General features: G+C 75.3%; 11 protein-coding genes. 3 read left to right on the top strand and 8 right to left on the bottom strand.

Going from position 1 to position 14708, the window contains the following annotated elements; all coding sequences use genetic code 11:
- Positions 1-408: 408 nt before the first annotated feature.
- The 3 genes from DDW44_RS24440 to DDW44_RS24450 form a co-directional block, all read right to left on the bottom strand.
- Entirely contained in the window at positions 409-1692 is a 1284-nt protein-coding gene (locus DDW44_RS24440; protein WP_108907753.1) for an HRDC domain-containing protein, read from the bottom strand.
- 82 nt (positions 1693-1774) lie between these two features.
- Positions 1775-2437 carry a helix-turn-helix transcriptional regulator gene (locus DDW44_RS24445; RefSeq protein WP_017944764.1) on the bottom strand — a complete coding sequence of 221 codons (663 nt, stop codon included), beginning with the start codon at positions 2435-2437 and terminating at the stop codon, positions 1775-1777.
- Between the two features lie 480 nt (positions 2438-2917).
- A complete protein-coding gene (locus DDW44_RS24450; RefSeq protein WP_108907754.1) occupies positions 2918-3595 on the bottom strand; it encodes a DUF3000 domain-containing protein in 678 nt (225 codons plus the stop codon).
- 90 nt (positions 3596-3685) lie between these two features.
- Here DDW44_RS24450 and hemE point away from each other — a divergent pair, with 90 nt between their 5' ends.
- Positions 3686-4798: a uroporphyrinogen decarboxylase gene (gene hemE, locus DDW44_RS24455; protein ID WP_018888537.1), complete on the top strand. Its 1113-nt coding sequence runs from the start codon at positions 3686-3688 to the stop codon at positions 4796-4798.
- Positions 4799-4999: 201 nt separating this feature from the next.
- Here the strand turns inward: hemE and DDW44_RS24460 are convergent, their stop codons facing one another.
- Positions 5000-6403 carry an FAD-dependent oxidoreductase gene (locus tag DDW44_RS24460; RefSeq protein WP_108907755.1) on the bottom strand — a complete coding sequence of 468 codons (1404 nt, stop codon included), beginning with the start codon at positions 6401-6403 and terminating at the stop codon, positions 5000-5002.
- Between the two features lie 28 nt (positions 6404-6431).
- The gene (locus DDW44_RS24465) at positions 6432-7460 is read right to left on the bottom strand and encodes a DUF4349 domain-containing protein (RefSeq protein ID WP_108907756.1); all 1029 of its coding nucleotides are present in this window, start codon (positions 7458-7460) and stop codon (positions 6432-6434) included.
- Positions 7461-7888: 428 nt separating this feature from the next.
- Between DDW44_RS24465 and hemG the strand changes: the two genes are divergently transcribed.
- Together hemG and hemQ are read left to right on the top strand one after the other, a co-directional pair.
- On the top strand, positions 7889-9334 hold the full coding sequence (hemG, locus tag DDW44_RS24470; RefSeq protein ID WP_027733284.1) for a protoporphyrinogen oxidase: 1446 nt from the start codon (positions 7889-7891) through the stop codon (positions 9332-9334).
- A 4-nt stretch (positions 9335-9338) separates the two neighbouring features.
- Positions 9339-10058, top strand: a complete 720-nt coding sequence (hemQ, locus tag DDW44_RS24475; RefSeq protein WP_018888541.1) for a hydrogen peroxide-dependent heme synthase — start codon at positions 9339-9341, stop codon at positions 10056-10058.
- Between the two features lie 62 nt (positions 10059-10120).
- Here hemQ and DDW44_RS24480 read toward each other — a convergent pair whose 3' ends face one another.
- The 3 genes from DDW44_RS24480 to DDW44_RS24490 form a co-directional block, all read right to left on the bottom strand.
- Entirely contained in the window at positions 10121-11716 is a 1596-nt protein-coding gene (locus tag DDW44_RS24480) for an alpha/beta hydrolase (RefSeq protein WP_108907757.1), read from the bottom strand.
- A 313-nt stretch (positions 11717-12029) separates the two neighbouring features.
- A complete protein-coding gene (locus DDW44_RS24485; protein WP_108907758.1) occupies positions 12030-13130 on the bottom strand; it encodes a TIGR04222 domain-containing membrane protein in 1101 nt (366 codons plus the stop codon).
- Between the two features lie 5 nt (positions 13131-13135).
- Positions 13136-14668, bottom strand: coding sequence for an MbnB/TglH/ChrH family RiPP precursor modification enzyme (locus DDW44_RS24490; protein WP_108907759.1), 1533 nt, complete (start codon positions 14666-14668; stop codon positions 13136-13138).
- Positions 14669-14708 lie beyond the last annotated feature (40 nt).

Below are 14708 nucleotides of genomic sequence, written 5' to 3' on the forward strand. Positions count from 1 at the left end.
GTCGCACCCCTGCGCCGCTCCATTCCGGGGCGTTCGGTCTCGTCGGCCGGGCCTTCGGGGCGTCGGGTCCCGGCGTGCGGCGTTCGGTGTGCGGTGTCGCGGTGCTCGGCGGGAACGCGCCCCGGTCCTGCGGATGACGGATGACAGATGTCGTCATCTGTCATCCGACATTTGTCGCCTGTCCCCTGTCGTCTGTCGGCTGGTGTCTGTTGTCCGGTGTCTGCGGGCTGGTGTCCGGTGTCAGGCGGCTGACGTCGGGCTCGCCCCCAGGCGGCGACGCACACGTCCCACCTCCGACGTCCCACGTCCGGCGTCAGATGTTCGGCTCGGCGCGTACGCGTCACGCCCCGAGCCCGCCCGGCGTGCGGGGGAAACTCCGGGCATCCGGGACCCTCCGCGGGCGGGGCGTCACGCAGTCGCCTGCAGCGCCCTCGTCAGCAGTGGTGTCACCTGTTCGACCTGCCAGGGCCGCGCCCCCAGTGCGGTCAGCGCGGACACGACCGCCTCCGGGCCCGGTTCCGCCGGCGGCTCCCAGCACAGGCGCCGCACGGTGTCCGGCGTGATCAGGTTCTCCTGGGGCAGGTTCAGCTGCTCCGCCAGCACGGACACCGCCGCCCGCGCCGCGGACAGCCGCGCGGCCGCGGCCGGGTCCTTGTCCGCCCAGGAGCGCGGCGGAGGCGGTCCGGTCACCGGTTGGCCCGGCTGCGGCAGCTCCCCCTCCGGCAGCGCCAGCGCGCGGTCCACCGCCGCCTGCCACTGCTCCAGCTGTCGCCGGCCCATGCGGTGCCCGAAGCCGGGCAGTGCCGTCAGCGCCTGCACGGTCAGCGGGAGCGCCAGCGCCGCCTCGATGATCGCCGCGTCGCCGAGCACCTTGCCGGGGGAGACGTCGCGGCGCTGGGCGACCTTGTCGCGGGCCGTCCACAGCTCCCGTACGACGGCCATCTGACGGCGGCGTCGCACCTTGTGCATGCCCGAGGTGCGCCGCCAGGGGTCCTTGCGCGGGGGAGCGGGCGGCGCCGAGGCGATGGCGTCGAACTCCTGCCGCGCCCACTCCAGCTTCCCCTGCCGGTCCAGCTCCTTCTCCAGTGCGTCCCGGAGGTCGACGAGCAGCTCGACGTCGAGCGCCGCGTACCGCAGCCAGGGCTCCGGGAGGGGGCGGGTGGACCAGTCCACCGCCGAGTGCCCCTTCTCCAGGGCGTAGCCGAGCACCGACTCGACCATGGCGCCGAGGCCCACCCGGGGGAAGCCCGCGAGCCGCCCGGCGAGCTCGGTGTCGAAGAGCCGGGTCGGCAGCATGCCTATTTCACGCAGGCACGGGAGGTCCTGGGTGGCGGCGTGCAGGATCCACTCGCTGCCGGTGAGGGCGTCGCCGAGGGCGGAGAGGTCGGGGCACCCGACCGGGTCGACGAGCGCCGTGCCCGCGCCCTGGCGGCGCAGCTGGACGAGGTACGCGCGCTGTCCGTACCGGTAGCCGGACGCGCGTTCGGCGTCGACGGCGACGGGGCCGGAGCCGGCGGCGAACGCGGCGACGACGGACTCCAGTCCCTCCGGGGTGGAGACCACCGGTGGGATGCCCTCCCGCGGCTCCAGCAGGGGGATCGGCACCCCGTCGGCGGTGACGCCGTCGTCCGGGGGGCCGCCCCCGGTGGTGCGCAGGTCCGGCTCTGCTGCGGTCTCTTGGGCGTCGGTCACCTGTCAAGGGTATCCGTCAACGGCAAGCGCCCGACGACGGAACGTTCCGTCGACGGGCGCTGGTCCGGTGTAAAGGCGGGGCTCAGTGGATGATGCCGGTGCGCAGCGCCACGGCCACCATCCCCGCGCGGTCGCCGGTGCCGAGCTTGCGTGCGATGCGGGCCAGGTGGCTCTTCACCGTCAGTGCGGACAGGCCCATCGAGACGCCGATCGCCTTGTTGGACTGCCCCTCCGCGACCAGCCGGAGCACCTCCACCTCGCGGCCCGAGAGCTCGCGGTAGCCGCCCGGGTGGCTCGGGGCGCCGGGGGGACGGCGGTGCAGCCGGGCGGCCGCGGCGCCGATCGGGGCGGCTCCGGGGCGGCTGGGGTGGCCGAGGTTGGTGCGGGTGCCGGTCACGACGTACCCCTTCACCCCTCCGGCCAGGGCGTTGCGGACGGCGCCGATGTCGTCGGCGGCGGAGAGGGCGAGGCCGTTGGGCCAGCCCGCGGCTCGGGTCTCGGACAGCAGGGTCAGCCCGCTGCCGTCGGGCAGGTGGACGTCGGCCACGCAGATGTCGCGCGGGTTGCCGACGCGGGGACGGGCCTCCGCGATGGACGACGCCTCGATGACATCGCGCACCCCGAGCGCCCACAGGTGGCGGGTGACGGTGGAGCGGACGCGCGGGTCGGCCACGACGACCATGGCCGTCGGCTTGTTCGGGCGGTAGGCGACCAGGCTTGCGGGCTGCTCGAGGAGAACGGACACCAGGCCTCCTGGGAAGGTGGGGGACGGAGCCGGCTCGGGGATGAAGCCGGGGCGAACCGTGCTTGATGGGTCACCACCTCTTCGGCAGCAAACCTGGTCGCCTTTAGAGAAAGATCACGATTTGGTGAGTAACAATTCCGGCAATTAGGACGCGTGATCGATCATGCTGTGACCCTGTCCGGACATCCCGGCGCCGGTCCGCGACCCGGGTGCGCCCCGCGGCGCGACCGTCGCCCGCCGTCGCGGACCCCGGGGCGAACGAACCCTGGCGGGCGCCGTCCGGCCGCCCGTCCGGCGCCCGCCCGCGATCGCTGTCACTCCCGCCCGGGCCACCCGGTCCGCCGGGTCCGCCCGGTCTGCGCGGTCTGCCCGCGCCGCCCGTTTCCCCTCCGCGGCACCGCGCGTCCCCCATCCCAGGCGCTACGGCCCATCCCAGGACGCTACGGCCCGCCCCGGGACGTCATGGCCCGTCCCAGGACGCTACGGCGCGTGCGGGCCCCGGCGCTGCGGCAGTGTGACGACGCCCGCCGTCGTACCGCCGGGGTCGCCCGAGGGTCCCGCGGGCGGGAGACCGCCGACCTGGCACAGCAGGTCGCACCACGCCGCGAAGTGCGCCGCGGTGTCCGGGGTGCCGTCCCCGCCCTCGCGCGGCGTCCACGAGGCACGGATCTCGATCTGGGTCGCGGGACGCCGGTCGGCGAGTCCTCCGAAGTAGTGAGACCCCGCCCGGGTGACGGTGCCGCTCGGCTCCCCGTACGAGAGGTTCCGGGCCTCCAGCGCGCCCGTCAGCCACGACCAGCACACCTCCGGCAGCAGCGGGTCCGCCGCCATCTCCGGCTCCAGTTCGGCGCGCACCAGCGTCACCAGCCGGAACGTGCCCTGCCACGCGTCGTGACCCGACGGGTCGTGCAGCAGGACGAGCCGGCCGTCCGCCAGGTCCTCCCCGCCGTCGACGACCGCCGCCTCCAGGGCGTACGCGTGCGGCGCCAGACGCTGCGGCGGCCGGGCCGGGTCCACCTCGATCCCGGGACGCGGCCGTGCCGCACGCAGTGCGTCGACCGCGAGCCGGAACGCCCGCGGCGCTGAGCCCCGCGCGGCGCCGTCCGGGCCCTCGGCGCCGTCGGATGGATCGGAGAACTGTCCCTGAGCCGCAGCCATGCGGGGAAGAGTAGGCGGAACGCGGGCCCGGCGCAGGGAGGGACACCCACCCGCGCATGCTCCTTGCCCGTACATGCGAAGATTCTGGGCGTGAGCGCCAACGACCTCCCCCCGGCTCGGAGCACCTCCCCCGCCGGGGACGCCCCGTCCGCAGGCCAGCAGCCGACGACCGACGCCCTCCGCGATTCCGCGTTCCTCCGGGCGTGCCGACGCGAGCCCGTGCCCCACACCCCGGTGTGGTTCATGCGGCAGGCGGGCCGGTCGCTGCCCGAGTACCTGAAGGTGCGCGAGGGCGTCCCGATGCTGGAGTCGTGCATGCGGCCCGAGCTCGTCACCGAGATCACGCTGCAGCCGGTGCGCCGCCACAAGGTCGACGCCGCGATCTACTTCAGCGACATCGTCGTACCGCTCAAGGCCATCGGCATCGACCTCGACATCAAGCCCGGCGTCGGCCCGGTCGTCGCCGAGCCGGTGCGCCGCCGCGAGGACCTCGCCCGGCTGCGCGACCTCACCCCCGAGGACGTCTCGTACGTCACCGAGGCGATCGGGATGCTCACCGGTGAACTCGGCGCCACACCGCTCATCGGCTTCGCCGGCGCCCCCTTCACCCTCGCCAGCTACCTCGTCGAGGGCGGGCCGTCCCGCAACCACGAGCACACCAAGGCGCTCATGTACGGCGACCCGCAGCTGTGGGCCGACCTGCTCGACCGGCTCGCCGGGATCACCGCCGCCTTCCTGAAGGTGCAGATCGAGGCCGGGGCCTCCGCCGTGCAGCTCTTCGACTCCTGGGTCGGCGCGCTGTCCCCCGCCGACTACCGCCGCTCGGTCATGCCCGCCTCGGCGAAGGTGTTCGCCGAGGTCGAGCGGTACGGGGTGCCGCGCATCCACTTCGGCGTCGGAACCGGCGAGCTGCTCGGCCTGATGGGCGAGGCCGGCGCGGACGTCGTCGGCGTCGACTGGCGCGTACCGCTGGACGAGGCCGCCCGCCGGGTCGGGCCGGGCCGGGCGCTCCAGGGCAACCTGGACCCCGCGGTGCTGTTCTCCACCCCGGAGGCCGTCGAGGCCAAGACCCGCGAGGTCCTGGACGCGGCGCGCGGTCTGGAGGGTCATGTCTTCAACCTCGGCCACGGCGTCCTGCCCACCACCGACCCGGACGCCCTGACCCGGCTGACGGAGTACGTCCACACCCGTACGGCGCGCTGACCGCGGGCGGCCACCGAGGACTTCCTCCCGGCTCGTCTGAGGGCGGCGGCCACGGGCCCGCCCCCCGGTCCGACGGGATCGGCGGCCACGGGCCCGGCCCACGGTTCGCCGGGGCGGGCCCATGGCCGACCCGCCGACGGGCGTCCGGCGCCGCTCGCACGGCGCCGCCCCGGGCCGCCGGCGCGGCGCTGCCCGCGGGCTTCAGCCCGCCTGCGCCACCGCCGCCGTCGCCTTCCGTGCCGCCACCAGCACCGGGTCCCACACCGGGGAGAACGGCGGGGCGTAGCCGAGGTCCAGGGCGGTCATCCCCTCCACCGTCATCCCGGCGGTGAGCGCGACCGCCGCCACGTCCACGCGCTTGCCTGCGCCCTCGCGCCCCACGATCTGGACGCCGAGGAGCCGGCCGGTACGGCGCTCGGCGAGCATCTTGACCGTCATCGGGGCCGCGCCCGGGTAGTAGCCCGCCCGGCTGGTCGACTCGACGGTGACCGTCACGAAGCGCAGGCCCACCGCACGGGCCTCCTTCTCCAGCAGTCCCGTGCGGGCGATCTCCAGATCGCAGACCTTGCTCACCGCGGTGCCCACCACCCCGGGGAAGGTGGCGTAGCCGCCGCCGACGCCCGCGCCGATGATCTGGCCGTGCTTGTTGGCGTGGGTGCCGAGCGGGATGTGCCGCTCGCGGCCCGAGACGAGGTCCAGGACCTCGACGCAGTCGCCGCCCGCCCAGACGTCCTCGTACCCCCGCACCCGCATCGACAGATCCGTGAGCAGGCCACCGTGCGTCCCGAGGGGGAGTCCCGCCGCGCGTGCCAGCTCCGTCTCGGGCTCGACGCCGATGCCGAGCACCACCACGTCCGCCGGGAACTCCCCGTCCTCCGTGGCGACCGCGCGCACCCTCCCGCCCGGCCCGCCGGGCACGGGAGACGCCCCCACCTCCGGGCCTGTGAGGATCTTGGTGACCTCGGCGCCGTTGACGGTGGTGATGCCCATGCCGTCCATCGCCTCGTGCACCAGTCGGCCCATGTCGGGGTCCAGTGTCGCCATGGGCTGCTCGCCCCGGTTGACGACGGTGACGTCGAGACCGCGCTTCAGCAGCGCCTCGGCCATCTCCACACCGATGTAGCCCGCGCCCACCACCACCGCGCGGCGGCCCTCCAGCCCCGCGAGGGTGTCGAGCAGCGCCTGCCCGTCGTCGAGGGTCTGCACGCCGTGCACGCCCGGCGCGTCGATCCCGGGCAGCCGCGGGCGCACGGGCCGGGCTCCGGTGGCGATGACCAGCTTGTCGTAGCCGGTCCACGCCTCCGTGCCCGACTCCAGGTCCCGGGACCTGACACGCTGCCCCGGGACGTCGATCTCGACGACCTCCGTGCGCATGCGCAGATCGATCCCTCGGCTCCGGTGCTCCTGCGGCGAGCGCGCGACGAGTTGCTCGCGGCGGTCCACGTCCCCGCCGACCCAGTACGGAATGCCGCACGCCGAGTACGAGGCGAAGTGCGACCGCTCGAAGGCGACGATCTCCAGCTCTCCGGGACCTCTGAGTCTGCGCGCCTGCGACGCCGCGGACATCCCCGCCGCGTCGCCGCCGATGACCACCATGCGTTCCATACGGAACACGCTACGGGGGAGCGGCCGTTCAGTCCTGTCCGGAGTCCGGTCCGGGGTTCTGTGCGGGGTTCTGCATGGAGTCCTGCCCGGACTCCTGCCCGGGCCCCCGGGCCGGTGAGACGCCGGAGCCCCGGGCGGTCCGCGGCGTCCGCGGCGTCCGCGGCGTCCGCGGCGTCTGCCGCGTCCGCAGCGGTCGGACCAGCCACCGCCACACCGCGTACAGCAGGGCGAGCGCCGCGCCGAACGGGAACACCGCGGCCACCACCGCGGCCACCCACCGCGCGGTCGACGCCAGCGCGTCCCAGCCGCCCGACAGTGCGTCCAGGAAGCCAGGAGCGCCCTCGTCGTCCGGTTGTTGCCGCTTCTCGGGCTCGGACAGCCGCAACGTGATCGTCGCCATCGACGTCCGGTCCTCCAGCGACGCCTGGCGGGCCAGCAGGGACTCCAGCTCTGCCTGACGCCTACTCAGCTCGCCCTCCAGCGTGACCACGTCGGACAGTTTCGTCGCCCGGTCCATCAGCGCCCGCACCCGTGCCACGCTCGCCCGCTGCGTCGCGACCCGGCTCTCCACGTCGACGACCTGGTCGGTGACGTCCTTGGCGTCGGCCTTGCGGGACAGCAGCTTCCCGGTGCCCGAGAGCCGGGCGAGAACCGCCGTGTACCGGTCCTGCGGCACCCGCAGCACCACCGTGGACTCGACGCGGGCCTCGTCGACCCGCTCCGTGGACTCGTCGGCGACATGCCCGCCGGCCTGCTCGACCGCGGTACGGGCCTGGGCGAGCGTGCGGGCGGCGTCCTTCACCTCCACGGCCAGTTCGGCGGTCCTGATGACATGGGTCGCGGGCAGGCGCTGCCTGCCGCCGTCGCCGGGCGCGCCGGCCTTCGGGCCGGCGGCTCCGGCCGAGGCGTCGGCGGCGCCGGGGGCGGCGGCCTTCGCTGCCTCGCCCCCGGCGGCCCGGTCGGCGGTCGGGGCGGACCCGTCGTCGGAGGCGCCGCAGCCGGCGAGTGCGAGTGAGACGACGAGTAGTGCCGCCGCCGACCTGTGCCGTGCACGCATGATGGTCCCCCCGAGGAGTGCGATGGGTTCGGTGCCGGTTTCGACGTGCGGCCGCCGAACGGGGTTGCCCCGCCCGGTTCCGAAGCGGTCACGGTAGGGACTCGATACGGCACGCCGAGCCGCCGTGCGCTGCGACGCCGACCGCCGACCGCCGACCGCCGACCACCGACCGCGGACCCCCGACCGCCGTCTGCCGACCGCCGCCCGCGGACCGCCGACCGCCGACCGCGCCGCCGGGTGAGCGCGGTCTCACCGGGCCCCTGTACGGGACCCCGCCCTCATGTACGGACACCGCCCTCGCGGCACACCGGGCCCCTGGACGGCACACCGCCTCCTGCACGGCACACCGCCTCCTGGACGGCAGGGACACCGGCCGCCGCGCCCGAGCCGATGGCGGCCGGCCCGGGGCGGTTTGAGAGAGTGGAGGCATGCTGCCCACGTCAGAGCACCCCCGGGCCCGCGCCGGCCGTGTCGTCGTCATCGGCGGCGGGATCGCCGGCCTCGCGGCGGCGCACCGGCTGGCCACGTCCGGAGTGCGGGTGACCCTGCTGGAGGGCGCCGCCCGGCTCGGCGGCAAGCTCCTCACCGGGGAGATCGCCGGGGCCCCCGTCGACCTCGGCGCCGAGTCGATGCTCGCCCGGCGGCCCGAGGCGGTCGCCCTCGCACGCGCCGTCGGGCTCGGCGACCGGCTGCGGGCCCCGGCCACCACCACCGCATCGGTGTGGACCCGCGACGCCCTGCGGCCCATGCCCCAGGGCCATGTGATGGGCGTCCCCGGCAACCCGGAGGCACTGTCCGGGTTGCTGTCCGCCGAGGGCGTCGCCCGGATCGGGCGGGAGCGCGAACTGCCCCCGGCGGAGCTCGGGGAGGACGTCGCCGTCGGCACGTTCGTGGCCGACCGCCTCGGCCGCGAGGTCGTCGACCGGCTCGTCGAGCCGCTGCTCGGCGGCGTGTACGCGGGCGACGCCTACCGCATCTCGCTGCGCGCCGCCGTCCCCGCCCTCTTCGACGCGACCCGGGCCGCCGGCGGCAACCTGCTGGACGGAGTCCGCGAGGTGCAGCGCCGGGCCGCCGAGCGGCACGAGACGGGCCCCGTGTTCATGGGTCTCGACGGCGGGGTCGGCACCCTCCCGGCGGCGGTCGCGGCCGCCGTCCGGGCCGCCGGCGGCGAGATTCTCACCGAGACCCCGGTGCTCGGCCTGACCCGCGGCACCGACGGCTGGCGGATCCGCACCGGTGCGGCGGAGCTCACCGCGGACGGTGTCGTCCTCGCCACCCCCGCCTGGTCGGCCTCCGTCCTCCTCACCGACACGGCACCGGCCGCGTCCGCCGAGCTCGCCCGGGTCGAGTACGCGTCGATGGCGCTCGTCACCCTCGCGTTCCGCGCCGCCGACACGGCCGCGCTGCCCGCCGGATCCGGCTTCCTCGTACCGCCGGTGGACGGCCGCACGATCAAGGCGTCCACATTCTCCGCCCACAAGTGGGGCTGGGTCGCCGACCGCGCCCCCGGGCTGTTCCTGCTGCGCACGTCCGTCGGCCGGTACGGCGAGGAGAAGCAGCTCGACCGGGAGGACGACGAGCTCGTCGCCGCCTCCCTGGGGGACCTCGCCGAGGCGACCGGGCTCACCGCCCGCCCCGTCGCCGCCGACGTCACCCGCTGGATCGACGGACTGCCCCAGTACCCCGTCGGCCACCTGGCCCGGGTCGCCCGCATCCGGGACGCCGTGGCCGCGCTGCCCGGGCTGCGGGTCTGCGGGGCGGCGTACGACGGCGTCGGCATCCCCGCCTGCGTCGGCAGCGGGCAGCGCGCGGCGGACGAGATCATCGCCACGGGCCCCCTGGTGCGGGGCACGGTCCGGGAAGGGCGAGAATAGCCCCATGAGTGCGCCCGAAAAGATCCCGAACGCCGGTAAGAAGGCGAAGGACCTCAACGAGGTCATCCGCTACACCCTGTGGTCCGTCTTCAAGCTGCGGGACGTGCTGCCGCAGGACGCGGACCGCGCCGGGTACGCAGGCGAGGTCCAGGAGCTGTTCGACCAGCTCGCGGCCAAGGACGTCACCGTGCGCGGCACCTACGACCTGTCCGGTCTGCGCGCCGACGCCGACCTGATGATCTGGTGGCACGCCGAGACCGCCGACCAGCTCCAGGAGGCGTACAGCCTCTTCCGCCGCACCCGCCTCGGCCGCGCGCTGGAGCCGGTCTGGTCGAACATGGCGCTGCACCGCCCCGCCGAGTTCAACAAGTCGCACATCCCGGCCTTCCTCGCCGACGAGACCCCGCGCGACTACGTCTCCGTGTACCCGTTCGTGCGCTCGTACGACTGGTACCTGCTGCCCGACGAGGACCGCCGCCGGATGCTCGCCGACCACGGCAAGATGGCCCGCGGCTACCCGGACGTCCGTGCCAACACCGTCGCCTCGTTCTCCCTCGGCGACTACGAGTGGCTGCTCGCCTTCGAGGCCGACGAGCTGTACCGGATCGTCGACCTCATGCGGCACCTGCGCGCCTCCGAGGCCCGGATGCACGTCCGCGAGGAGGTCCCCTTCTTCACCGGGCGCCGCAAGAGCGTCGCGGACCTGGTGGCCGGTCTGGCCTGACGGCCCCTACGACCCGGAGGCGGACCCCCGCAGGGCGGCCCGCCTCCCCTCGACCCGGAAGATCAGACAGCGGGCGGCAGCAAGCGCTCGACCGCCCGCTGCTCCAGCGACACCGGGTCCGGCTGCGGGTGCGGCGCGCACGAAGCGCGCCGCACCGGCGTCCTGCCGGTCAGCAGGTACGCCTCCATATGGCCGTTGACGCAGGCGTTGTCGCCGCCCGAGATGCCGTGCGTCCCCGCGCCGCGCTCCGTGACCAGTACCGAACCCGCGAGGCGCTGCTGCAGTCTCAGGGCGCCCGCGTACGGGGTGGCCGCGTCCCGCTCCGCCGCCAGGATCAGCAGCGGCGGCACGTCCCCCGGCCCGGTGCGTACGTCGACCGGCCGCTGCCGCGGCGGCTGCCAGTACGCGCACGGCAGGTTCATCCGGACATTGGCCCAGGTCTCGAACGGCGCCCGCCGCGCCAGCGCGGTGTTGTCCCGGTCCCACACCGCCCAGTCCGTGGGCCAGGGCGCGTCGTTGCACTGGACGGCGGTGTAGACGGCGTTGCCGTTCTCCTCCTCGGCGGCGGCCGACGCGCGGGGCTTCGCCTGCTTGACGAGCTGCCGCGGGTCGCCCTTCAGGTACGCCGACAGGGCCAGGGCGCGGCGCGGCCAGTACAGGTCGTTGTAGACGGTCCGGGTGAAGGCCGCCTGCAACTGGCCCGGGCCGACCGTGCCGTCCGCCGGGTTCTTCGCCAGCAGGGCGCGCGCCCGGTCGTAGGCCGCCTGCACCTGCCGGGGTGTCGTGCCGAGACCGTACGTGGCGTGGTGCCGGGCCACCCAGGCGCGGAAGTCGGCCCACCGGCTCTCGAACGCGAGTGACTGCTCCAGGTTGTTGCGGTACCAGACCTTCGCCGGGTCCGGGTCGACGGGGGAGTCGAGCACCATCCGCCGCACCCGCTCGGGGAACATCACCGCGTACAGGGCGCCCAGGTAGGTGCCGTACGAGGCGCCGAGGAAGGTCAGTCGCCGTTCGCCGAGCGCGGCCCTCAGCACCTCCAGATCACGGACGTTGTTGAGCGTGTGGTAGTGCCGCAGCGCCGGGCCGGCCCTGCGGGCGCAGCCGTGCGCGTACGCCCGGGCACGCACGACGCCCTGCCGCTTCTCCGCGGCGGAGGGATGGACGGGGGCGGCGGTCGGCGCCTTGGTGAACTCCGCCGGATGCTGGCAGGAGATCGGCGCGGAACGGCCCACGCCGCGCGGCGCGTAGCCCACCAGGTCGTACGCCTCCGCGATCCGCTTCCACTCGGGTTCCCCGGCGAGCGCGGGGAAGTACATGCCGGAGCCGCCGGGGCCACCGGGGTTGTAGAGGAGCGCGCCCTGGCGGACCGACGGCCCGCCCGTCGCCCGCACCCGGCTGACGGCGAGGCTGATCTGCCGTCCCCACGGGTCGGCGTAGTCGAGGGGGACCCGGACCGCGGCGCACTCGACGGTCGGCGGCAGGTCCTCCTCCGCCGGGCAGGCGCCGAACGTGACGCCGGCGGCCGCGGCACGGGCGGCGGCGACGACGGTACCGCGCTCCTCCGGGCCGGCGTACCGGGGCGTCCCGGCCGCCGGGGCCGCCGCGAGGGCCGACAGGATCAGGGAGCCGGCGGCTCCGTACAGGGCTGCTGCTCTCATCGCGTTCCCTTCGCACCACCGGTCGTGGCTCGAAGGTCACCGCGGCACCGGACTTTGTAAAGGATCTTGGTCGGGTGTCGCGGCCGATGACCCTTTTGCGGCATGTGCGGCGGTGCGCATCTGATGTTCGGGGCGCGGCGGTACGGGTGTGCTGCTACGGGCGTGAGGTCGCGGGCCCTGCGCCCGGGCCCCTTGAACCCAGGCCCTGCGCCCAGGCCCCGGCCGTACCACCGCCCGGGCCCCGTCCGGCCGTTCCCCGCTGCCGATCTCCGGGTGCCGGGGCGCCGGGGTCTGCCCGCGGTACCCGGAGCCCTCAGCCCGATCCGCCCCCGCAACCGGAGCCGCCGCTCGACGATCCGCCGCAGCCGGACCCTCCGCCCGAACCGCCGCCGGAACCGCCTCCGCAACTGGAGCCGCCCCCGGACGATCCGCCGCAGCCGCCTCCGCCGCAACCGCCGCGCGAGCCGCAGGAACCACCGGCCGCCCCGCCGCAGCCTCCGCCGCCCGCGCCGCCCGGGTCGTCGCCCGAGGCCGCGCACCACACGGCGACGGGGACGTACCCCGCGGTATCGGCCGTGACGCCGCGGCTCCTGCCTCCGCTACGCGCACCGCTCCGGGAGGGCTGCCCGTCGCCGGCGCGAACCAGCCGGGCCGCAGTGGTCAACTGCCCCTGGAGCACCGGGTCGGGCACGGCGCGCAGCCCGCCGAACGCCACCAGACGGCCGGCGTCGGTGAGGTGGGCGTGCGCCGCCCGGTAGTCCGCGGCCGCGCGGCGGCCCGCCGCGGTGACCCGGACGCGGGCCAGGGAGGCGCAGAGCGCGGCGACGACCGCGCCCACCAGGATCGCGGGAAGGACCGTGAGGGCGAACGGGAACGGCATGTCGGCGAAATCGGCGGAGTAGGCGAAGTAGGCGTGGAAGTGGAACGCGTACTGCGCGAACGTCGCGACGAACGAGACCGGCAGCAGCACCAGGGACAGCACGAGCTGCCAGGTGGCCCGGGTCCGCCGGCGCCGGGCGTCGGCGGGGGCGATCATCAGTCCACGTGCCGCGAGCCCGTCACCGATCTCCTGCACGGCGGGATTGCGCATCACCGCGAGCCGGAGGTGGTGCAGGGCCCCGCTCGGCGCCCTCGTCAGCTCGTCCAGGACGGCGCGTTCGACATGGTCGCGGGCGACGGGCCGCCGGACGGCGGCGATGCCCGGACCCCCGACCGCCAGCCGCCCGTCCGCGACCATGGCGGCCAGTGCCGCGTCGACGGCCCTGGCCGGCCCGCCGTTGAGGAACGCGGCCTCCATCAGGTCGTGCGCCGGGCCGCCCGGGCCGCGGCGCGCCCGAGCCAGGTCCACGACCAGCAGGATCGAGGAGGCACCCACGGCCAGGTACACGACGACGGCGAAGACGTCGAGCAGCATCCGGCTCACCTCCTGACGAGGGCGGCGCGGGCCGCCCGGACGAAGCGGGTGGCGCGGCGCGGCGGACGGGGCGCCGCCCGGTCCTGCCACCAGTGGCTGAGCCGCCGGCGGGCGACCGGGTCCTCCGGACGCCCCGCGATCAGCAGATGCTCGGCGAAGTCCAGCGCGTCCCGGCGGTAACCGCCGCGCATCGGCCGGGACATGGCGTAGTCGAGGTACGCGGTCCGGTAGCCGGTGCCGAGGATCAGCGGCAGCTCGGGAGCCACCCGGGCGACGACATCGGCCCGCTTGCCGGCGAGCGCCCGGGTCTGCACCCTCAGCCGGCGGGCGTCGAACCCCTCCGGCGCGGGCGTCCCGGCGACGAGCGCGGACAGCAGAGCCGCCTGCGCGAGGCCGAGACCCTCCCGCGCGGTGACAGCCGGAGCACGGCCCGGTGCCGTCGCAGCGGCAGGGGACGCCGGCTGGTGCGCCGCGCTCCCCTCATCCCGTGCATCCGCTGCACCCGCTTGATCTGCAGCACCCGCTCGATCTGCTGGATCCGGTTCATCCGCTCCGCTCGGGGAACCCGCTGCGCCCGGGGCATCCGGGTCCTTCTGTTCGTGCGCCTCGTGCGCTTCGTGCGGCGCGTTCTCCCCTGCCGTCCCGCGGATGAGGTCCGGGCGGCCCGCCGAGGCCCCCGGTGCCCGCCTGCCCGGCGTCCGCAGCGGGGACGCGGCGAGGACCGCGCGGATCGCGTCCAGTTCCGCTGCCAGCTCCTCCGCGGGGGGAAAGTCGTCGTCCCGTTCCAGCAGCACCCCGGGCGGGTCGGTGCGCGAGCACAGCTCGGCCAGGACGTCGAGGACCGGCCTCGGCACCGGGTGGGCGTGGGTGTCGTGCCAGACGCCGTCGCGCTCCACCCCGCCGGCGACGTGGACGTACGCGATCGCCTCCACGGGCAGCTCGTCCAGCGCCCGGAGCGGGTCCTCGCCCCGGTTGACGCGGTTGGTGTGCAGATTGGCGACGTCGATCAGCAGCCGCACCCCGGTGCGCTCGACGAGCTCCGCCAGGAACCGGCCCTCCGTCATCTCCTCGCCGGGCCAGGAGATCAGGGCGGCGATGTTCTCCAGGGCGAGTGGCACCGGCAGGCTGTCCTGGGCGATGCGGACGTTCTCGCAGAGGACGTCCAGCGCGTCCCGGGTACGCGGTACGGGGAGCAGGTGCCCGGCCTCCAGCGCGGGCGAGGCGGTCAGCGCGCCGCCCGCGCGGACGAACGCGATGTGCTCGGTCACGAGCGGCGCCCCCAGCGCCTCGGCGCGTTCGGCCAGATCGGCCAGCCGGCGCGGGTCCGGCCGTTCCGCCCCGCCGAGTCCCAGTGAGACACCGTGCGGTACGACCGTGACGCCCCGCTCCCTCAGCCGCCCGAGCGACTCGGGAAGATGGCCGGGGCAGACGTTCTCCGCGACCACCTCGACCCAGTCGAGACCGGGGAGCCGCTCCACTGCAGCGGCGATCTCCGGGCGCCAGCCGATACCGGTTCCGAGCCTGTCGAGGTGCTTCATGGGTTCCCCCTCCTCCGTGTGCAGGGGTCATGGCCCCGTG

This window comes from Streptomyces tirandamycinicus (assembly GCF_003097515.1).
In the GTDB taxonomy this organism is placed as follows: Bacteria; Actinomycetota; Actinomycetes; order Streptomycetales; family Streptomycetaceae; genus Streptomyces; species Streptomyces tirandamycinicus.